Raw genomic sequence first — 20,588 nt, forward strand, 5'->3', positions numbered from 1 at the left:
GACAAAAACCCTCTTCCTTCAGGGAAGAGGGTTAAATAAGGAAAGAAGATGATTGAACAATTTTTCAGGCCCGACTCTGTCGAACAGGCGCTGGAACTGAAGCGCCGCTACCAGGATGAAGCCGTCTGGTTTGCCGGCGGCAGCAAACTCAACGCCACGCCAACCCGCACCGATAAAAAGATTGCCATTTCCTTACAGGATCTGGAACTGGACTGGGTTGACTGGGATAACGGCGCACTGCGTATTGGTGCAATGTCTCGCTTACAGCCACTGCGTGATGCGCGCTTTATTCCTGCGGCACTGCGCGAAGCACTCGGTTTTGTTTACTCTCGCCATGTTCGTAATCAGTCGACTATTGGTGGCGAAATCGCCGCCCAGCAGGAAGAATCAGTGTTGCTTCCCGTTCTGCTGGCTCTGGATGCTGAACTGGTTTTTGGCAATGGTGAAACACTGTCAATCGAAGAGTACCTGGCCTGCCCATGCGATCGCCTGCTAACCGAAATCATCATTAAAGATCCGTACCGCACCTGTGCGACTCGCAAAATTAGCCGTTCCCAGGCTGGATTAACGGTAGTGACAGCAGCCGTAGCGTTAACCGACCACGACGGTATGCGAATTGCGCTGGATGGCGTCACCAGTAAAGCACTGCGTCTTCACGATGTCGAAAAACAAAATTTGGAAGGCTATGCACTTGAACAGGCTGTCGCCAACGCCATTTTCCCGCAGGAAGATTTGCGGGGCAGCGTGGCCTATAAACGCTATATCACGGGAGTTCTGGTAGCCGACCTGTATGCCGACTGCCAACAGGCTGGGGAGGAAGCCGTATGAATATCCACTTTACTTTAAATGGCGCGCCCCAGGAGCTAAAGGCCAATCCTGGTGAGAACGTGCAAAAGCTGTTGTTTGGCATGGGTATGCACTCTGTGCGCAACAGTGATGATGGCTTCGGTTTTGCCGGTTCTGACGCGATTCTTTTTAACGGTAATATCCTTAACGCCTCCCTGTTGATAGCAGCACAGTTAGAAAACGCAGACATTCTCACCACTGAATCCTTAGGCAAATGGAATGAATTAAGTCTGGTTCAACAGGCAATGGTTGATGTCGGCGTGGTGCAGTCCGGTTATAACGATCCGGCTGCGGCTCTGATTATCACCGATCTTCTCGATCGCATCGCCACACCAACCCGCGAAGAGATCGACGACGCGCTTTCTGGTCTGTTCAGCCGCGATGCTGGCTGGCAGCAATACTACCAGGTCATTGAACTGGCGGTTGCACGTAAAAATAACCCACAGGCTACGATTGATATCGCCCCAACTTTCCGCGATGACCTTGAAGTTATTGGTAAACATTACCCGAAAACCGACGCTGCCAAAATGGTGCAGGCGAAACCCTGCTATGTTGAAGACCGCGTAACCGCTGACGCCTGCGTCATTAAAATGTTACGTAGCCCACACGCTCACGCACTGATTACCCATCTGGATGTCAGTAAAGCCGAGGCTTTACCGGGCGTTGTTCACGTTATTACTCACCTGAATTGCCCGGATATCTACTACACACCTGGTGGTCAGAGCGCACCGGAACCGTCACCGCTTGACCGCCGTATGTTCGGCAAGAAAATGCGCCACGTCGGCGATCGCGTGGCTGCGGTCGTAGCTGAAAATGAAGAAATTGCGCTCGAAGCACTGAAGCTCATCGACGTTGAATATGAGGTGCTTAAGCCAGTAATGTCGATTGACGAGGCAATGGCGGAAGATGCGCCTGTCGTACACGATGAACCGGTGGTGTATGTTGCTGGTGCGCCAGATACTCTGGAAGACGATAACAGCCATGCAGCCCAGCGCGGCGAGCATATGATCATCAACTTCCCTATCGGTTCTCGCCCTCGCAAAAATATCGCCGCCAGTATTCATGGTCATATTGGTGATATGGACAAAGGCTTTGCCGACGCCGATGTGATCATTGAACGAACCTATAATTCAACTCAGGCACAACAGTGCCCGACTGAAACACACATCTGCTTTACCCGCATGGACGGCGATCGTCTGGTTATCCACGCGTCCACTCAAGTACCGTGGCACCTGCGTCGCCAGGTTGCGCGTCTCGTGGGCATGAAACAGCATAAAGTTCATGTCATTAAAGAACGCGTAGGCGGCGGTTTTGGGTCTAAACAGGACATCCTGCTGGAAGAAGTGTGCGCCTGGGCAACCTGCGTGACCGGGCGTCCGGTACTGTTCCGCTACACCCGTGAAGAAGAGTTTATTGCTAACACCTCTCGTCACGTCGCGAAAGTTACCGTAAAACTGGGGGCCAAAAAAAATGGTCGCCTGACGGCAGTGAAGATGGATTTCCGCGCCAACACAGGACCTTACGGCAACCACTCACTCACCGTACCGTGTAACGGACCGGCGCTATCACTGCCGTTATATCCGTGCGATAACGTCGATTTCCAGGTCACCACCTACTACAGCAACATCTGCCCAAATGGTGCTTATCAGGGTTATGGCGCACCGAAAGGTAACTTCGCTATTACTATGGCATTAGCGGAACTGGCTGAACAGTTGCAGATCGACCAGCTGGAAATTATCGAACGTAACCGGGTACACGAAGGGCAAGAGCTGAAGATTCTCGGCGCAATTGGTGAAGGTAAAGCGCCAACCTCCGTTCCTTCTGCTGCCAGCTGCGCACTGGAAGAGATCCTGCGTCAGGGGCGTGAGATGATCCAATGGTCTTCACCTAAAGCGCAGGAAGGTGACTGGTGCGTGGGTCGTGGCGTCGCCATTATTATGCAGAAATCAGGTATCCCTGATATCGATCAGGCTAACTGCATGATCAAACTGGAATCAGACGGTACATTTATCGTCCATTCTGGTGGTGCTGACATCGGTACGGGTCTGGATACTGTAGTCACTAAACTGACGGCCGAAGTGCTGCATTGTCCACCGCAGGACGTGCATGTTATCTCCGGTGATACCGATCATGCGTTGTTTGATAAAGGCGCGTATGCCTCGTCCGGCACTTGCTTCTCAGGCAACGCCGCACGTATGGCAGCGGAAAATTTACGCGACAAAATCCTTTTCCACAGCGCGCAAATGTTGGGTGAGCCACTGGAAGATGTTCAACTGGCAACGCCGGGTGTCGTTCGCGGCAAGAAAGGCGAAGTCAGTTTCGGGGATATTGCCCATAAAGGCGAAACTGGTACTGGCTTTGGTTCACTGGTGGGAACAGCCAGTTACATCACGCCTGATTTCGCCTTCCCGTATGGGGCAAACTTCGCTGAAGTGGCCGTCAATACACGTACCGGTGAAATCCGCCTGGATAAATTCTACGCCTTGCTGGATTGCGGTACTCCGGTCAACCCGGAGTTAGCGTTGGGGCAGATCTACGGCGCTACCCTCCGAGCTATCGGCCACAGCATGAGCGAAGAGATCATTTATGACGCCAAAGGACACCCATTAACGCGTGATTTACGCAGCTATGGCGCGCCGAAAATTGGCGACATTCCGCGTGATTTCCGCGCTGTGCTGGTGCCGAGTGACGATAAAGTCGGCCCATTCGGGGCGAAATCAATCTCGGAGATCGGCGTGAACGGTGCAGCACCGGCAATTGCTACCGCAATTCACGATGCTTGCGGCATTTGGTTACGCGAATGGCATTTCACACCGGAGAAAATACTCACCGCACTGAAAAAAATATAAATAATAAATGGCCGCTTCGGCGGCCAGTTTCCCTTGTATTAAAGATAACTAATTAGTAACTGCGAAAATGAGATAAGCCGTTCTCAAGGCGTCCTGCGCCCCAAATTCGTGGGAATTTATTTTACTGATTCAGATGATCAAATTTACTTTATAAAGGAGTGAAGGGATGTCTGATATAAACCATGCAGGTTCTGACCTTATATTTGAACTGGAGGATCGCCCTCCTTTTCATCAGGCTATCGTTGGTGCCATTACCCATCTATTGGCAATTTTCGTCCCAATGGTAACACCCGCGCTAATTGTGGGGGCGGCCCTACAACTTTCCGCAGAAACCACAGCCTACCTGGTTTCCATGGCGATGATCGCTTCTGGCATTGGTACCTGGTTGCAGGTAAATCGCTATGGAATTATAGGTTCAGGTTTACTCTCTATTCAGTCAGTCAATTTTTCATTTGTGACAGTCATGATTGCGCTGGGTAGCAGCATGAAAAGCGACGGTTTTCATGAAGAATTAATCATGTCGTCACTCCTCGGCGTCTCCTTCGTTGGTGCCTTTCTGGTGGTCGGAGCCTCTTTTATTCTTCCTTATTTACGCAGAGTAATTACTCCCACTGTCAGTGGTATTGTTGTACTGATGATCGGCTTAAGCCTGATTAAAGTTGGCATTATTGATTTTGGCGGTGGTTTTGCCGCCAAGAGCAGTGGCACGTTCGGCAACTACGAGCACCTTGGCGTTGGTTTACTGGTGCTGATTGTGGTTATTGGCTTTAACTGTTGTCGCAGTCCGCTACTACGTATGGGCGGAATCGCCATTGGTCTGTGCGTGGGTTATGCGGTTTCATTATGCCTTGGCATGGTGGACTTCAGCAGTTTACGCAATCTCCCCCTCATTACTATTCCCCATCCTTTCAAATACGGATTTAATTTCAACCTCCATCAGTTCCTGGTGGTCGGCACCATTTATCTGCTTAGTGTGCTGGAAGCGGTAGGGGATATCACCGCCACAGCAATGGTTTCCCGCCGCCCTATCCAGGGAGAAGAATATCAGTCACGCCTGAAAGGCGGCGTGCTGGCAGATGGTCTGGTTTCGGTTATCGCCTCCGCCGTCGGTTCATTACCATTAACCACTTTTGCACAAAATAATGGCGTAATACAGATGACTGGCGTCGCTTCACGTTATATCGGGCGCACCATTGCGGTAATGCTGGTTATCCTTGGATTATTTCCGATGATCGGCGGCTTCTTCACCACTATTCCCTCGGCAGTTCTGGGTGGTGCAATGACGTTGATGTTTTCCATGATTGCCATTGCGGGTATCCGCATCATTATTACCAACGGATTAAAGCGCCGTGAAACACTTATTGTCGCCACTTCTTTAGGTTTAGGACTTGGTGTTTCTTATGACCCCGAAATTTTTAAAATATTGCCCGCCTCAATATATGTATTAGTTGAAAATCCTATTTGTGCCGGAGGCCTAACTGCGATTTTATTAAATATTATCCTCCCTGGTGGCTACCGACAGGAAAACGTTCTGCCGGGTATTACCTCTGCGGAAGAGATGGATTAACAGTAAAGGAGTCAATGATGTCAGGGGAACACACGTTAAAAGCAGTACGAGGCAGTTTTATTGATGTCATCCGTACGGTCGATAATCCAGAAGAGATCGCTTCTGCGCTGCGATTTATTGAGGATGGTTTATTACTCATTAAACAGGGGAAAGTGGAATGGTTTGGTGAATGGGAACAGGGCAAGCATCAAATCCCGGACACCATTCGCGTCCGTGATTATCGCGGCAAACTGATAGTACCGGGCTTTGTCGATACGCATATCCATTATCCGCAGAGTGAAATGGTCGGTGCCTATGGCGAGCAGTTACTGGAATGGCTGAATAAACACACCTTCCCTACTGAGCGCCGTTATGAGGATTTAGAGTACGCCCGCGAAATGTCGGCGTTCTTCATCAAGCAGCTTTTACGTAACGGAACCACCACGGCGCTGGTGTTTGGTACCGTCCATCCGCAATCCGTTGATGCGCTGTTTGAAGCCGCCAGTCATATCAATATGCGCATGATTGCCGGTAAGGTGATGATGGACCGCAACGCACCGGATTATCTGCTCGATACTGCCGAAAGCAGCTATCACCAAAGCAAAGAACTGATCGAACGCTGGCACAAAAATGGTCGTCTGTTATATGCCATTACACCACGCTTCGCCCCAACATCTTCACCTGAACAGATGGCGATGGCGCAACGCCTGAAAGAAGAGTATCCAGATACGTGGGTACATACCCATCTCTGTGAAAACAAAGATGAAATTGCCTGGGTGAAATCACTCTATCCTGAACATGATGGTTATCTGGATGTTTACCACCAGTACGGGCTGACAGGGAAAAACTGCGTCTTTGCTCACTGCGTCCATCTCGAAGAAAAAGAGTGGGATCGTCTTAGCGAAACCAAATCCAGCATCGCTTTCTGCCCAACTTCAAACCTCTACCTGGGCAGTGGTCTATTCAACCTACAAAAAGCCTGGAAGAAAAAAGTCAAAGTGGGCATGGGAACTGACATTGGTGCCGGAACCACCTTCAACATGCTGCAAACGTTGAACGAAGCCTACAAAGTATTGCAGTTACAGGGATACCGCCTCTCCGCGTATGAAGCGTTTTACCTTGCCACCCTTGGTGGCGCGAAATCTCTGGGCCTTGATGACCTTATCGGCAACTTTTTACCCGGCAAAGAGGCTGATTTTGTGGTGATGGAACCCACTGCCACACCACTACAGCAGCTGCGCTATGACAACTCTGTTTCTTTAGTCGACAAATTGTTCGTGATGATGACGTTGGGCGATGACCGTTCGATCTACCGCACCTACGTTGATGGTCGTCTGGTGTACGAACGCAACTAATAATAAAACCTTAACATCCTCGTGAGGACATCATTATGTCTGGAGACATCCTACAAACACCGGTCGCACCAAAGCCACAGGGCGCGCTGGATAGTTATTTTAAAATAACCGCTCGTGGCAGTACCGTTCGCCAGGAAGTACTGGCAGGCTTAACCACCTTTCTGGCCATGGTTTATTCTGTAATCGTGGTTCCCGGCATGTTGGGCAAAGCTGGTTTTCCCCCTGCTGCAGTCTTTGTTGCTACTTGTCTGGTCGCGGGCTTCGGTTCGCTGCTAATGGGGCTGTGGGCCAATTTGCCAATGGCGATCGGCTGCGCCATCTCCTTGACGGCATTTACCGCATTCAGTCTGGTACTCGGGCAACAAATTAGCGTTCCCGTCGCGCTGGGCGCGGTCTTCCTGATGGGCCTCATCTTCACCGCCATCTCGGTAACCGGTATACGAACCTGGATCTTACGCAATTTACCGATGGGTATTGCCCACGGAACAGGCATTGGTATCGGCCTGTTCCTGCTGCTGATTGCAGCTAACGGCGTTGGTATGGTTATCAAAAACCCGATTGAAGGTTTACCGGTAGCGCTCGGGGCATTTACCTCTTTCCCTGTGACGATGAGCTTGCTGGGATTAGCGGTAATTTTTGGTCTGGAGAAGTGCCGCGTACCAGGAGGGATCTTACTGGTAATTATCGCCATCTCGATAATCGGCTTAATCTTTGACCCCGCGGTGGAATACCACGGTCTGGTGGCGATGCCGAGCCTGACAGGAGAAGATGGTAAGTCGCTAATTTTCAGCCTCGACATTATGGGTGCACTCCAGCCAACCGTTCTCCCGAGTGTACTGGCACTGGTGATGACCGCCGTATTTGATGCCACCGGTACCATCCGCGCAGTAGCCGGTCAGGCGAATCTCCTGGATAAAGACAACCAGATAATCAACGGTGGTAAAGCCCTGACCAGCGATTCCGTCAGCTCGATATTTTCTGGGCTGGTAGGTGCTGCGCCTGCGGCGGTCTATATCGAATCTGCTGCAGGAACAGCTGCGGGTGGCAAAACAGGTCTGACAGCGACGATTGTTGGCTTACTGTTCCTGTTGATTCTGTTTTTATCACCGTTATCGTTTCTGATCCCCGGTTATGCCACAGCGCCCGCACTGATGTACGTGGGTCTGCTGATGCTAAGTAACGTCTCAAAACTGGACTTCAATGACTTTATTGATGCGATGGCGGGCCTGGTTTGCGCTGTCTTTATCGTCCTGACCTGTAATATCGTCACCGGCATTATGCTGGGCTTTGTAACTCTCGTAGTGGGTCGTGTTTTTGCTCGCGAATGGAACAAACTCAATATTGGTACTGTCATCATAACTGTCGCCTTGGTCGCGTTTTACGCGGGTGGCTGGGCTATCTAGAAGAACCTCCGCGCCATACAGCGCGGAGTTTTGTCAGAGTGGATTCTTGCCGCTGGCAGCAATACGCTGCTGGCGGACTCGCCTGAGTTCTCCTTCGGTTAACAACTGCAACGCCTGCGTCGGGCAAGATGCAACGCAAGCCGGTCCCTCTTCCCGCTGTTCGCAAAGGTCACATTTCACGATTTCTGGCCGAACATTTCCCGGCAACATTTGAATTGTGATCATCCCAAACGGACACGCGCTGACGCAACTCTGGCAGCCGATACAACGGGCAGAATTTGCCTGCACCACCTGCTCACCCATCGTCAGCGCCTGCACGGGGCAGGCCCCAACGCAAGGCGCATTTTCGCACTGGTGACACATCACCGGAGCACTAATTCGATCCAAACGCTGCACCTTTAAGCGAGGCAAAAAGAAGCTGGCATTTAAAGTCTGCTCTGACGGATGGGCGACAACACAGGCTACTTCACAAGTGCGACAGCCAATACAGTCAGCCGGATTAACGATAATTAACGATTTCATCACGATGCCTTCGTATCAAACATAGTTAACATATCGCGCGCCGCCTGCCGTCCTGCCGCCATTGCAGTGACAACGAGATCCGCACCATGAACCGCGTCCCCCCCGGCAAAGACCTTTTTCAGATGCGTCTGAGTAGCGAAATATCCCGCGTCACCGGTTTTAATCAGTCCCCATTTATCGAGTTTTATTCCACTCCCCTGTAACCACGGCATTGCATGTGCCTGAAAACCAAACGCCATAATCAGAACATCGGCGGGCAGTTCAAACTCAGAGCCCGCCACCGGACGTGGACGACGGCGCCCATCTGGTCCCGGCTCGCCCATTGCGGTACGAATCAGGCCCACCGCAGTTAAACGCCCATCATCGTCACAAGCAATATATTGCGGCTGAACATTGAACTGAAACTCAACGCCTTCCTCGCGCGCGTTGACTACCTCTTTACGCGAACCGGGCATACTGACTTCATCACGGCGATACGCGCAGGTCACACTGGCAGCATTGAGGCGGATGGAAGTACGCAAACAATCCATTGTCGTATCGCCGCCACCCAAAACCACGACGCGTTTACCTTCAACATCCGTCAGCGGATACTCTTCAGACTCCGGCAGTCCCATAAGCTGGCGGGTATGGGCAGTCAGGAACGGTAGCGCCTGAATGACGCCCGGCGCATCTTCATGCGGCAGATCTGCACGCATCATGCCGTAAGTCCCCACGCCGAGGAAAACAGCATCATATTCCGCCGTTAATTCGTTGAAAGAGATATCGCGGCCAATTTCACAATTGAGATGAAAGTCGATTCCCATTGCGGTGAATATCTCCCGCCGCTGGCTTAATACCATTTTATCGAGCTTGAACGGAGGAATGCCAAAAGTCAGCATACCGCCAATTTCTGGATGGCGATCAAAGACATCAACATGAACACCCGCCCTCGCCAGAATGTCGGCACATCCCAGCCCCGCGGGTCCTGCGCCAATCACCGCCACTTTTTCTATGCGGGGAACAACCTGGCTGACATCAGGACGCCAGCCCATCGCCAGCGCAGTATCAGTAATATAGCGTTCCAGATTACCGATAGAGACTGCGCCAGAGTGATCTTTTAAAGTACATGCGCCTTCACAAAGCCGGTCCTGCGGACACACCCTACCGCAAATTTCCGGTAATGAACTGGTCTGGTGGCAGAGTTCTGCCGCTTCAATAATCTTCCCTTCCTGCACCAGGCGGACGTAATCAGGGATAGCGTTATGCAGCGGGCAATGCCAGTTACAGTTGGCTTTTTCGGCGCAATAGACACAACGGTCGCTTTCATACGCCGCTTGTTTTTGATCAAGGCCGCAATAAATTTCGCCAAAGTGGGTCTTCCGCTCGCTTGCTGTAACTTTATCTGCCCCTTTGCGTGGAGTGACAGGGAGCAATGCCTCGCGACGCGATGATTGTGGTTTTTCCGATGCTTTTCCCTCCGCCGTCCTGCGCTGTCGCAGCGTTTTCATCTGCTGCAAGCCGCTCTCATCCATCAGCCGCAGCGCCTGGGTTGGGCAGACTTCAATACAGGCTTGCGCGCCGGAATTGCGCTGGTTACAAAGGTCACATTTCTGCGCAATAGCATCGACCATCTCAATTACCCCAAAGGGGCAAGCGATTGCGCATCTTTTACAACCAATGCATTTTTGTTCGTCCAGTTGCACGCTATCGGGCTCGAAAGTCAGAGCATTTACCGGGCAAGCCGTAACGCAGGGGGCATTGTTGCAATGATGGCAAGCCACTGGATTTGCAGCCAGACCTTTCCCAACAACGTGGATACGGGGTCGAAAATCACCATGACTCTGCGGCCAGTTTTCTTGATTATGAGCCACCGCACAGGCAATTTCACAGGCATGACAGCCTATACATTCCGCAGCATCAGCAGCGATAAACTTGTTCATTTGCATCCCTTTCATTTGATGAGTTATGTCTTCTCAAATGTCGCAATGCAATAAACGGGCATATATGAGGAAACGAGTCAGTTTTAATTATAATTTTGTGAGCGATATCAAATTATCGCCCCTCAATCTGTGCCGTTTTCAATATTTAAACATCGCCGTTCAAAAAAATGCCATCCGGATAAAAAGTATTAAATACGAGAGTGCGACATGCCAGAATGATTAATGAAATATCAATATGAGAAAATTAAAGATAATTTCATTGTCTATTTTTATTCTCATTTTCTCGGTTTAACCCCGATTATGTGATTGCCCCCGCATTTCCATCTTGTAACGTCCCCTCCTTGTGAAAACTGGCATCCCACGAGCATGTCATTAAAGAGTTTTAGTGAACGTAAACGGTTGCTTTTTACTCTGGCGAGCGAAAGGAGAAAGACTGATGAGCGCCATAGATTCTCAAATTCCCTCATCTTCAGGGCAAGACCGCCCAACGGATGAGGTGGACCGCATATTATCACCAGGAAAGCTGATCATACTCGGTCTGCAACACGTCCTTGTTATGTACGCAGGCGCAGTCGCCGTCCCACTTATGATTGGTGACAGACTCGGACTCTCGAAAGAAGCTATCGCAATGCTGATTAGCTCCGATCTCTTTTGCTGCGGTATCGTCACATTATTGCAATGTATCGGCATTGGTCGCTTTATGGGAATTCGCCTGCCGGTGATTATGTCGGTGACCTTTGCGGCTGTAACGCCAATGATTGCCATTGGGATGAACCCGGATATCGGTCTGCTGGGGATTTTTGGCGCGACCATTGCGGCCGGTTTTATCACCACGCTATTAGCACCACTTATTGGTCGCTTAATGCCTTTATTCCCACCGTTAGTTACCGGTGTGGTTATTACCTCTATCGGCCTGAGTATTATTCAGGTAGGCATTGACTGGGCTGCTGGCGGTAAAGGAAATCCACAATATGGCAATCCGGTTTATTTAACCATTTCCTTCGCCGTCTTAATTTTCATCTTGCTTATCACCCGTTACGCCAAAGGATTTATGTCCAATGTCGCCGTATTACTGGGGATTGTATTTGGCTTCTTGTTGTCGTGGATGATGAATGAAGTGAATCTGTCTGGGCTGAATGATGCTTCGTGGTTCGCCATTGTCACGCCAATGTCGTTTGGTACGCCAGTTTTCGATCCGGTTTCCATTCTGACCATGACCGCAGTGTTAATCATCGTATTTATTGAGTCGATGGGGATGTTCCTGGCCTTGGGGGAAATTGTCGGTAGAAAACTTTCTTCACAAGACATTATTCGCGGGCTACGCGTAGATGGCATAGGGACAATGATTGGCGGCACGTTTAACAGCTTCCCGCATACTTCCTTTTCGCAAAACGTTGGCCTGGTCAGCGTGACGCGCGTTCACAGTCGCTGGGTGTGTATCTCTTCCGGGATTATATTAATCATGTTCGGGATGGTACCCAAAATGGCGGTGCTGGTGGCTTCCATTCCGCAATTTGTACTAGGCGGTGCAGGATTAGTAATGTTCGGTATGGTGCTGGCGACGGGGATCCGCATTCTGTCGCGCTGTAACTACACCACCAACCGCTACAACCTTTATATCGTGGCTATTAGCCTTGGCGTGGGTATGACCCCGACGCTTTCTCATGATTTCTTTTCTAAGTTACCGGCTGTACTGCAACCGTTGTTACATAGCGGCATTATGTTGGCGACTATCAGTGCGGTGGTGCTGAACGTCTTTTTCAATGGTTATCAGCATCATGCCGATCTGGTGAAGGAATCTGTTTCTGATAAAGATTTAAAAGTCAGAACAGTGCGTATGTGGCTTTTGATGCGCAAGCTAAAGAAAAATGAGCATGGTGAATGATATGAACCTATTAATACGCACTATATTCAGTCTGTTATTACTCTTAATGATCTCCATTCCTGTCATTTCTGACTGCGTGGCAATGGCTATTGAAAGTCGCTTCAAATATATGATGCTGCTTTTTTAAATGACCTTTCTCTGTCAGCATCCGCTCAAAACGGGCGGATGCCGATAAACACTCACTTAGTTAATCATTTGACTCTTCAGTTATCTATAATGACGAGTGATTAGAATTACATGTGAGAAATTATGCAAACGGAACACGTCATTTTACTGAATGCACAGGGAGTCCCCTCGGGTACGCTGGAAAAATATGCCGCACACACGGCAGACACCCCCTTACATCTCGCGTTCTCCTGCTGGCTGTTTAATGCTAAGGGACAACTGCTGGTTACCCGCCGCGCACTTAGCAAAAAAGCGTGGCCAGGCGTGTGGACTAACTCGGTGTGCGGTCATCCACAACTGGGCGAAAGCAATGAAGAGGCGGTAATCCGCCGTTGCCGCTATGAACTGGGCGTGGAAATAACGTCACCCGAATCGGTTTATCCAGACTTCCACTATCGCGCCACTGACCCGAATGGCATTGTCGAAAATGAAATGTGTCCAGTCTTTGCCGCACGAATTACCAGCGCGTTACAGCCCAACGGTGATGAAGTGATGGATTATCAATGGTGTGATTTATCAGATGTTTTGCGCGCTATTGATGCTACGCCGTGGGCGTTTAGTCCGTGGATGGTGATGCAGGCAGCCAATAGCAAAGCCAGAAATATATTATCTGTTTTCGCAAAGCGGGAATAAAAAACCCCGACAAATGCCGGGGTTATGTGAATACGCGTAACGCTTATTTTACCGGACGCATTGCCGGGAACAGAATAACGTCGCGGATGGTATGGCTGTTGGTGAACAGCATAACCATACGGTCGATACCAATACCCAGACCAGCTGTCGGCGGCAAACCATGTTCCAGTGCGGTGACGTAATCTTCGTCGTAGAACATTGCTTCGTCGTCGCCTGCATCTTTCGCTGCAACCTGATCCAGGAAGCGCTGCGCCTGATCTTCGGCATCGTTCAGCTCGCTAAAGCCGTTACCGATTTCACGACCGCCAATGAAGAACTCAAAGCGGTCAGTGATTTCCGGGTTAACGTCGTTACGACGCGCCAGCGGGGAAACTTCTGCCGGATATTCAGTAATGAAGGTCGGCTGAATCAGATGTGCTTCTGCCACTTCTTCGAAGATCTCGGTAACGATACGGCCCAGACCCCAGCTCTTCTCAACGTGGATGCCGATAGATTCAGCAATCGCTTTCGCAGAGTCGAAGTTGTCCAGATCTGCCATGTCGGTTTCCGGGCGATATTTCTTGATAGCTTCACGCATGGTCAGTTTTTCGAACGGTTTACCGAAGTCCAGCGTTACGTCGCCGTAGGTCACTTCGGTCTTACCGAGAATATTCTGTGCCAGAGTACGGAACAGCGATTCAGTCAGTTCGATCAGATCTTTGTAATCTGCGTAAGCCATGTAGAGTTCCATCATGGTGAACTCTGGGTTATGACGTACGGAGATACCTTCGTTACGGAAGTTACGGTTGATTTCGAACACACGTTCAAAGCCGCCAACCACCAGACGTTTGAGGTACAGTTCCGGCGCAATACGCAGGTACATGTCGAGATCCAGCGCGTTGTGATGGGTGATGAACGGACGCGCAGCCGCACCGCCAGGGATCACCTGCATCATCGGAGTTTCAACTTCCATAAAGCCGCGATTCACCATGAACTGGCGAATACCGGACAGAATTTGCGAACGCACTTTAAAGGTGTTGCGGGATTCATCGTTAGAGATGAGATCCAAATAACGCTGACGATAGCGCGCTTCCTGATCCTGCAAGCCGTGGAATTTGTCCGGCAGCGGACGCAGAGCTTTGGTCAGCAGACGCAGCTCGGTACAGTGGATAGACAGTTCGCCGGTTTTGGTTTTGAACAGTTTACCTTTCGCGCCGAGGATGTCGCCGAGGTCCCATTTTTTGAACTGCTCGTTGTAAACACCTTCCGGCAGATCGTCACGGGCAACGTACAGCTGAATGCGGCCACCCACATCCTGCAGGGTAACGAAAGACGCTTTACCCATAATACGGCGGGTCATCATGCGGCCAGCAACGGCAACTTCGATGTTCAGCGCTTCCAGTTCTTCGTTCTCTTTACCGTCGAATTCTGCGTGCAATTGGTCAGAGGTATGATCGCGACGGAAATCGTTCGGGAAGGCAATCCCCTGCTCGCGCAGGTTCGCCAGCTTCTCACGACGCGTTTTCAGTTCATTGTTAAGATCGACTACCGCGTCAGCGCCCTGTGCGTGTTGTTCAGACATGTTGGTTCCTCATAACCCTGCTTTCAAACTTGCTTCGATAAATTGATCCAGGCTGCCGTCCAGCACGGCCTGCGTGTTGCGGGTTTCTACCCCGGTACGCAGATCTTTAATGCGGGAGTCATCAAGGACATAAGAACGAATCTGGCTGCCCCAGCCGATGTCGGACTTGGTGTCTTCCATCGCCTGTTTCTCGGCATTCTTCTTCTGCATCTCCAGTTCATAAAGCTTCGCTTTCATCTGCTTCATGGCCTGGTCTTTGTTCTTGTGCTGGGAACGGTCGTTCTGGCACTGGGTCACGATCCCGGTTGGGATGTGAGTAATACGCACCGCAGATTCGGTACGGTTAACGTGCTGCCCACCCGCGCCGGACGCGCGATAAACGTCAATGCGCAGATCCGCCGGATTGATTTCGATATCAATATCATCATCAACTTCCGGGTAAACAAACGCGGAGCTGAACGACGTGTGGCGACGACCGCCGGAGTCAAACGGACTCTTACGCACCAGGCGGTGAACACCTGTTTCTGTACGCAGCCAGCCGTAAGCGTAATCGCCGGAGATTTTGATCGTCACGGATTTAATACCCGCCACTTCACCTTCCGACTCTTCGATGATTTCAGTTTTGAAACCACGCGATTCTGCCCAGCGCAGATACATACGCTCAAGCATGCTCGCCCAGTCCTGTGCTTCCGTACCGCCAGACCCCGCCTGAATATCGAGGTAGCAGTCGGCGCTGTCATATTCGCCAGAGAACATACGGCGGAATTCAAGCTGCGCCAGTTTTTCTTCCAGGGCGTCGAGTTCAGCAACGGCTTCGTTAAAGGTTTCTTCGTCGTCAGCTTCTACAGCCAGTTCCAGCAGACCAGAAACATCTTCCAGCCCCTGTTTCATTTGGTCGAGGGTGTCGACAACGGCTTCGAGGGAGGAACGCTCTTTACCCAGCGCCTGTGCGCGTTCGGGTTCGTTCCAGACATCCGGCTGTTCCAGCTCGGCGTTTACTTCTTCCAGACGCTCTTTCTTGGCGTCGTAGTCAAAGATACCCCCTAAGAACGTCGGAGCGTTCCGTGAGGTCCTGAATGCGATTATTTACCGGATTAATTTCAAACATGGTCTGATTTCTTTTATTGAGCTAGTCAAAATGCGGTGATAAGAGCGGGATTGTACCGGATCCCGGCTCAATTTTATACATACTAAATTCGTCAGACAGGCCAGATATTGTCGATGATAATTTGCAGGCTGCGGTTGCCGCGAAACTCGTTGATATCCAGTTTGTAGGCTAGTTGCACTTCACGCACACCGTTATCCGGCCAGAGGGCCGTATCAACGTTAAACGCAATACCATCCAGCAACGGGCCACCACCGACCGGTTCGACCATCACTTTCAGATGACGATCGCCTACCAACCGCTGTTGCAACAGGCGGAAATGGCCATCAAACAGTGGTTCCGGGAACATCTGCCCCCACGGGCCAGCATCACGTAGCAGCTGCGCCACTTCCATGGTCATCTCTTCAGCGCTTAACGGGCCGTCGGAGACAACTTCACCCTGTAATAATGCGGGGTCCAGCCACTCGGTAACCAGTTCGCCAAAGCGTTGCTGAAAAAGTTCGAATTTATCCTCTTCCAGCGACAGGCCTGCCGCCATCGCATGGCCGCCAAACTTGAGCATCATGCCCGGATAGAGCGTGTCTAAGCGCTCCAGCGCATCGCGCATATGCAGCCCCTGAATGGAGCGTCCAGAACCTTTTAACGTACCGTCTCCCGCTGGCGCAAACGCAATAACCGGACGGTGAAAACGCTCTTTAATACGCGAAGCCAGAATACCGACAACCCCCTGATGCCATTCAGGATGATACATTGCCAGCCCGCCGGGCAGCGTGTCGCGACTTCGCTCCAGTTTCTCGCACAGAGTTAGCGCCTCAACCTGCATTCCCTGTTCAATCTCTTTGCGCGTCTGGTTTAGGGCGTCGAGTTCATTTGCCAGCACACGCGCTTCGCCGATGTTGTCACACAGTAACAGCGCCACTCCGACGGACATATCATCCAGTCGCCCGGCAGCATTGAGACGTGGCCCCAGCGCAAAACCTAAATCGCTGGCGGCGAGTTTTTGCGGATCGCGGTTTGCCACTTCCAGCAGCGCTTTAATCCCTGGGCGGCACTTCCCGGCGCGGATTCGGCTCATGCCCTGCCAGGTCAGGATACGGTTATTCGCATCCAGCGGCACCACGTCCGCCACCGTCCCGAGCGCCACCAGATCCAGCAATTCCGCCAGATTAGGGATTGCAATGCCACGGTCATCAAACCAGCCCTGATCGCGCAAAAAGGTGCGCAGCGCCAGCATCAGATAAAATGCGACGCCTACGCCTGCCAGTGACTTCGATGGAAAGTCACAGTCACGCAAGTTAGGGTTAATAATGGCTTCCGCCGCGGGTAACGTATCGCCCGGCAAATGGTGATCGGTAACAATAACCGGAATGCCCAGCGTGCGAGCGTGTTCAACGCCCGCGTGAGAGGAAATGCCGTTATCCACCGTCACAATCAACTGCGCGCCACGGGCATGCGCCTGCTCAACCACTTCCGGGCTTAAGCCGTAACCGTCTTCAAAACGGTTCGGCACCAGGAAGTCGATGTTGGCGCAGCCAAGCGAACGCATCGCCAGCACGCTAAGGGCGGTACTGGTGGCGCCGTCGGCGTCGAAATCTCCGACCACAATTATCCGCGTTCCTTCGCGAAAAGCGTTGTAAAGGATCTCAACGGCCTTTTCGACGCCGCTCAGTTGCTGCCAGGGCAGCATCCCTTTAACACCGCGTTCCAGTTCCTGCGCGCTACGCACGCCCCGGCTGGCGTATAAACGACGCAGCAAGGGCGGCAGATCAGCAGGCAGGTCTGCCGTTTCATCGATTTCACGGCGACGAAGTTTTATCTGTTGTTTCACGCGAATTATTTACCGCTGGTCATTTTTTGGTGTTCGTCGAGGAATTCTTTCATGTCTTTCGGCGGCTGGTAGCCTGGCACCAGAGTACCGTTGCTCAGCACAATCGCCGGAGTACCGCTGACGCCAAGCTGGACGCCAAGCGCGTAATGGTTGGCAATATCCACGTCGCAACTGGCTGGCGCGACGCCTTTACCCGCCATCACATCATCAAACGCTTTGTTTTTATCTTTCGCACACCAGATAGCTTTCATTTGTTGCTCAGCCTGGCTCTCCAACCCCTGGCGCGGGAAAGCGAGATAACGCACGGTGATCCCCAGCGCGTTGTAGTCTGCCATCTGCTCATGCAGCTTGTGGCAGTAGCCACAAGTAATATCGGTGAACACGGTGATGACGTGTTTTTCCTGCGGCGCTTTATAAACAATCATATCTTTTTCAAGCGCGTTCAGTTGCTTTAACAGCATCTTATTGGTGACATTGACCGGAGCCGTGCCGCTAACGTCATACATTGGCCCCTGAATGATATGTTTACCATCATCGGTGATGTACAACACACCGCTGTTAGTCAGAACTGTCTTCATGCCAGCCACGGGCGCGGGCTGAATATCGCTGCTTTTGATGCCCATTTTGGCTAACGTTTGTTGAATTGCCGCGTCATCCGCTTGAACAAAGCCTGAAAACGCCGCCAACAAAGTAAATAACATAAAACCTTTCTTCATAAATCTTCCCGTTCTTTTCAGACATCACGCCCGTGGGTGATGCTGTTGATGAAGTTGCCGCAGACGCTCGGTAGCGACATGCGTATAAATTTGCGTGGTGGAGAGATCGCTATGGCCCAACAACATCTGCACCACGCGTAAGTCCGCACCATGATTTAACAAATGAGTGGCAAAGGCATGACGCAACACATGCGGTGACAGCTTTTCGCTATCGATACCCGCCAGCACGGCATAATGTTTAATGCGGTGCCAAAAGGTCTGGCGCGTCATCTGCTGCGCGCGCTGGCTGGGAAACAGCACATCAATCGACACACCGTTCAATAGCCATGGCCGCCCGTGTTCCAGATAGTTTTCCAGCCAGTAGACCGCCTCTTCACCTAATGGCACCAGGCGTTCTTTGTTGCCTTTACCAATGACCCGTACCACGCCCTGGCGCAGGCTGATATCACTCATTGTCAGCCCGACCAGTTCCGAGACACGCAGCCCGGTAGCATACAACACTTCAAGCATGGCTTTGTCGCGAAGCTCCAGAGGCTGATCGACTAAAGGTGCCTGTAATAATCTTTCAACCTGCGCTTCGCTTAAATCTTTCGGCAAACGCTGGGGCAATTTCGGCGAAGCCAGATGCGCACTGGGATCGTCTTCACGAAACTTTTCGCGATAAAGATACTGGAACAATCGGCGCACCGCACTCAGCAAACGTGCTGAACTGGTGGCTTTATACCCGCCCTCCAGCCGTTCTGCCAGTAATGCCTGCAAATCGTCACTTTGTGCCGTTGCCAGCGTCAGCCCACGATGATGCAACCACTCCACCATCATTGACAGATCGCGACGGTATGCGTTCAACGTATTTTCGGCGAGATTTTTTTCCAGCCACAGGGCATCCAGAAACTGCTCGATGCGTGCCAGATCTTGTTTCACTTGCGCCCCTTATCGTTACTCGTTTGATCCATTATGCCTTATTGTGCCGTGACTAAAGCGATTCTGATACACTAGCCGCAAAAGCCACAGCAGAATCGAGAAGCTTACGTTATGAATATGGGTCTTTTTTACGGTTCCAGCACCTGTTACACCGAAATGGCGGCGGAAAAAATCCGCGATATTATCGGCCCAGAACTGGTGACCTTACATAACCTCAAGGACGACTCCCCGAAATTAATGGAGCAGTACGATGTGCTCATTCTGGGTATCCCGACCTGGGATTTTGGCGAAATCCAGGAAGACTGGGAAGCCGTCTGGGATCAGCTCGACGACCTGAACCTCGAAGGTAAAATTGTTGCGTTATATGGGCTTGGCGATCAGCTGGGATACGGCGAGTGGTTCCTTGATGCGCTCGGCATGCTGCATGACAAACTCTCGACCAAAGGCGTGAAGTTCGTCGGCTACTGGCCAACGGAAGGATATGAGTTTACCAGCCCGAAACCGGTGATTGCTGACGGACAGCTGTTCGTGGGTCTGGCGCTGGATGAAACTAACCAGTATGACCTTAGCGACGAGCGTATTCAGAGCTGGTGTGAGCAAATCCTTAACGAAATGGCAGAGTATTACGCCTGATGTGACTGACGGCTTTGCGCATTAGCGTTGCCGTCATGTTTACCTTTGCGTCTCTTGTTGCAACAAAATTCGCCGTAAATCCCGCCATTCGGCTTCGTCCATGCTGTCTGCTGCCAGCCATAAATGTTGACGTTTGCCACTATCAGCGCGTAAACGCAACATCATACCGCTTTTAATCATCCATGGCGCTTTGACGATGCTCCACTCCTGTCCTTGCCAACGCAAACGCCCGTCCATCAACAGGCGAATTTCCCCCTGACGAGCATTAATGCGCCGCTGGCTGCGAACGCAATCAAACACCACCAGCGAAAGCAACACCATCCATAACGGGGTGTAACTGAGCGGCCAGGGCATGAGTAAAATAACAGCGGCAACCAGCCCATGAATCAGCAAGGAAAGCCACTGTGCGCGCCAGGAGACGCGCAGATCAGATTGCCACAGGACCACGTTCCCGGTTCCGTGTCTGGATGAGTCGGACCATCATTTCCAGTTCTGCATCGGCCGGTTTACCGTGATTCATCAGCCAGTTGAACAGGTCCGGGTCGTCGCATTCCAGCAGACGAATAAAGATGCGTTTTTCGTCATCACTTAAGCTGTCGTACTCATGTTCGAAAAACGGCATGATTGAAATATCGAGTTCGCGCATACCACGGCGGCATGCCCAATGAATGCGGGCTTTGTTGTTAATGTCCATCTTCTTC

The 20,588-nt window shown here is 51.3% G+C and carries 18 protein-coding genes; 9 read left to right on the forward strand and 9 right to left on the reverse strand.

The features are described 5' to 3' along the window. Positions 1–48 precede the first annotated feature (48 nt). The 5 genes from ygfM to ghxQ all read left to right on the forward strand — a co-directional run bounded on the left by ygfM (position 49) and on the right by ghxQ (position 7,999). Positions 49–828: a molybdopterin-dependent oxidoreductase FAD-binding subunit gene (gene ygfM / locus D9738_RS01250; protein ID WP_130259390.1), complete on the forward strand. Its 780-nt coding sequence runs from the start codon at positions 49–51 to the stop codon at positions 826–828. Further along, positions 825–3,695, forward strand: a complete 2,871-nt coding sequence (locus D9738_RS01255) for a molybdopterin-dependent oxidoreductase Mo/Fe-S-binding subunit (RefSeq protein WP_130259391.1) — start codon at positions 825–827, stop codon at positions 3,693–3,695. The genes ygfM and D9738_RS01255 overlap by 4 nt, the downstream gene beginning before the upstream one ends. 166 nt (positions 3,696–3,861) lie before the next feature. Beyond that, the gene (gene xanQ, locus D9738_RS01260; protein ID WP_130259392.1) at positions 3,862–5,262 is read left to right on the forward strand and encodes a xanthine/proton symporter XanQ; all 1,401 of its coding nucleotides are present in this window, start codon (positions 3,862–3,864) and stop codon (positions 5,260–5,262) included. A gap of 17 nt (positions 5,263–5,279) precedes the next feature. Continuing rightward, positions 5,280–6,596, forward strand: coding sequence for a guanine deaminase (gene guaD, locus D9738_RS01265; protein WP_130208049.1), 1,317 nt, complete (start codon positions 5,280–5,282; stop codon positions 6,594–6,596). Positions 6,597–6,631: 35 nt separating this feature from the next. Next, positions 6,632–7,999 (forward strand): guanine/hypoxanthine transporter GhxQ, encoded by a 1,368-nt coding sequence (gene ghxQ, locus D9738_RS01270; RefSeq protein WP_130259393.1) that lies wholly within the window; start codon positions 6,632–6,634, stop codon positions 7,997–7,999. Positions 8,000–8,032: 33 nt separating this feature from the next. Here ghxQ and D9738_RS01275 read toward each other — a convergent pair whose 3' ends face one another. Together D9738_RS01275 and ygfT are read right to left on the reverse strand one after the other, a co-directional pair. Continuing rightward, positions 8,033–8,521, reverse strand: coding sequence for a 4Fe-4S dicluster domain-containing protein (locus D9738_RS01275; protein ID WP_130259394.1), 489 nt, complete (start codon positions 8,519–8,521; stop codon positions 8,033–8,035). Further along, complete coding sequence (ygfT, locus tag D9738_RS01280) at positions 8,521–10,440, reverse strand: formate-dependent uric acid utilization protein YgfT (protein WP_130259395.1); 1,920 nt, start codon at positions 10,438–10,440, stop codon at positions 8,521–8,523. Before ygfT ends, D9738_RS01275 begins: the two co-directional genes overlap by 1 nt. 436 nt (positions 10,441–10,876) lie before the next feature. Here ygfT and uacT point away from each other — a divergent pair, with 436 nt between their 5' ends. The 3 genes from uacT to idi all read left to right on the forward strand — a co-directional run bounded on the left by uacT (position 10,877) and on the right by idi (position 13,123). Continuing rightward, positions 10,877–12,325, forward strand: a complete 1,449-nt coding sequence (gene uacT / locus D9738_RS01285) for a urate/proton symporter UacT (RefSeq protein WP_130207816.1) — start codon at positions 10,877–10,879, stop codon at positions 12,323–12,325. A gap of 1 nt (position 12,326) precedes the next feature. Continuing rightward, positions 12,327–12,452 (forward strand): hypothetical protein, encoded by a 126-nt coding sequence (locus D9738_RS01290; RefSeq protein ID WP_130217940.1) that lies wholly within the window; start codon positions 12,327–12,329, stop codon positions 12,450–12,452. 122 nt (positions 12,453–12,574) lie between these two features. Further along, complete coding sequence (gene idi / locus D9738_RS01300; RefSeq protein ID WP_130259396.1) at positions 12,575–13,123, forward strand: isopentenyl-diphosphate Delta-isomerase; 549 nt, start codon at positions 12,575–12,577, stop codon at positions 13,121–13,123. 43 nt (positions 13,124–13,166) lie between these two features. On the opposite strand, the gene lysS is transcribed toward idi, so the two are convergent. The 5 genes from lysS to xerD all read right to left on the reverse strand — a co-directional run bounded on the left by lysS (position 13,167) and on the right by xerD (position 19,254). Further along, entirely contained in the window at positions 13,167–14,684 is a 1,518-nt protein-coding gene (gene lysS / locus D9738_RS01305; RefSeq protein ID WP_021529652.1) for a lysine--tRNA ligase, read from the reverse strand. A gap of 9 nt (positions 14,685–14,693) precedes the next feature. Continuing rightward, positions 14,694–15,792, reverse strand: a protein-coding gene (gene prfB, locus D9738_RS01310; RefSeq protein WP_096179399.1) for a peptide chain release factor 2 whose coding sequence is annotated in 2 segments (ribosomal slippage) — positions 14,694–15,716 and positions 15,718–15,792 — 1,098 coding nt in all. Because the reading frame shifts where the segments join, the coding sequence is not laid out codon by codon here. Between the two features lie 91 nt (positions 15,793–15,883). Next, positions 15,884–17,617: a single-stranded-DNA-specific exonuclease RecJ gene (gene recJ, locus D9738_RS01315; RefSeq protein ID WP_130259397.1), complete on the reverse strand. Its 1,734-nt coding sequence runs from the start codon at positions 17,615–17,617 to the stop codon at positions 15,884–15,886. A 5-nt stretch (positions 17,618–17,622) separates the two neighbouring features. After that, a complete protein-coding gene (gene dsbC / locus D9738_RS01320; RefSeq protein WP_130259398.1) occupies positions 17,623–18,333 on the reverse strand; it encodes a bifunctional protein-disulfide isomerase/oxidoreductase DsbC in 711 nt (236 codons plus the stop codon). A gap of 24 nt (positions 18,334–18,357) precedes the next feature. Then, positions 18,358–19,254 carry a site-specific tyrosine recombinase XerD gene (gene xerD / locus D9738_RS01325; RefSeq protein WP_064529792.1) on the reverse strand — a complete coding sequence of 299 codons (897 nt, stop codon included), beginning with the start codon at positions 19,252–19,254 and terminating at the stop codon, positions 18,358–18,360. A gap of 111 nt (positions 19,255–19,365) precedes the next feature. Here xerD and fldB point away from each other — a divergent pair, with 111 nt between their 5' ends. Continuing rightward, on the forward strand, positions 19,366–19,887 hold the full coding sequence (gene fldB / locus D9738_RS01330) for a flavodoxin FldB (protein ID WP_130207828.1): 522 nt from the start codon (positions 19,366–19,368) through the stop codon (positions 19,885–19,887). Positions 19,888–19,926: 39 nt separating this feature from the next. Here the strand turns inward: fldB and D9738_RS01335 are convergent, their stop codons facing one another. Beyond that, a complete protein-coding gene (locus D9738_RS01335; RefSeq protein ID WP_064529790.1) occupies positions 19,927–20,334 on the reverse strand; it encodes a protein YgfX in 408 nt (135 codons plus the stop codon). Beyond that, on the reverse strand, positions 20,315–20,581 hold the full coding sequence (gene sdhE / locus D9738_RS01340; protein WP_000354046.1) for an FAD assembly factor SdhE: 267 nt from the start codon (positions 20,579–20,581) through the stop codon (positions 20,315–20,317). The genes D9738_RS01335 and sdhE overlap by 20 nt, the downstream gene beginning before the upstream one ends. Positions 20,582–20,588 lie beyond the last annotated feature (7 nt).

The sequence above is a fragment of the Escherichia sp. E10V5 genome, assembly GCF_004212315.1.
Lineage (GTDB): Bacteria > Pseudomonadota > Gammaproteobacteria > Enterobacterales > Enterobacteriaceae > Escherichia.

Coding starts and splice junctions, on each gene's coding strand:
- idi (WP_130259396.1), top strand. CDS start 12,575: ATGCAAACGGAACACGTCATTTTACTGAATGCACAGGGAGTCCCCTCG.
- uacT (WP_130207816.1), top strand. CDS start 10,877: ATGAGCGCCATAGATTCTCAAATTCCCTCATCTTCAGGGCAAGACCGC.
- D9738_RS01290 (WP_130217940.1), top strand. CDS start 12,327: ATGAACCTATTAATACGCACTATATTCAGTCTGTTATTACTCTTAATG.
- ghxQ (WP_130259393.1), top strand. CDS start 6,632: ATGTCTGGAGACATCCTACAAACACCGGTCGCACCAAAGCCACAGGGC.
- fldB (WP_130207828.1), top strand. CDS start 19,366: ATGAATATGGGTCTTTTTTACGGTTCCAGCACCTGTTACACCGAAATG.
- D9738_RS01275 (WP_130259394.1), bottom strand. CDS start 8,521: ATGAAATCGTTAATTATCGTTAATCCGGCTGACTGTATTGGCTGTCGC.
- sdhE (WP_000354046.1), bottom strand. CDS start 20,581: ATGGACATTAACAACAAAGCCCGCATTCATTGGGCATGCCGCCGTGGT.
- guaD (WP_130208049.1), top strand. CDS start 5,280: ATGTCAGGGGAACACACGTTAAAAGCAGTACGAGGCAGTTTTATTGAT.
- ygfM (WP_130259390.1), top strand. CDS start 49: ATGATTGAACAATTTTTCAGGCCCGACTCTGTCGAACAGGCGCTGGAA.
- ygfT (WP_130259395.1), bottom strand. CDS start 10,440: ATGAACAAGTTTATCGCTGCTGATGCTGCGGAATGTATAGGCTGTCAT.
- xanQ (WP_130259392.1), top strand. CDS start 3,862: ATGTCTGATATAAACCATGCAGGTTCTGACCTTATATTTGAACTGGAG.
- lysS (WP_021529652.1), bottom strand. CDS start 14,684: ATGTCTGAACAACACGCACAGGGCGCTGACGCGGTAGTCGATCTTAAC.
- dsbC (WP_130259398.1), bottom strand. CDS start 18,333: ATGAAGAAAGGTTTTATGTTATTTACTTTGTTGGCGGCGTTTTCAGGC.
- D9738_RS01255 (WP_130259391.1), top strand. CDS start 825: ATGAATATCCACTTTACTTTAAATGGCGCGCCCCAGGAGCTAAAGGCC.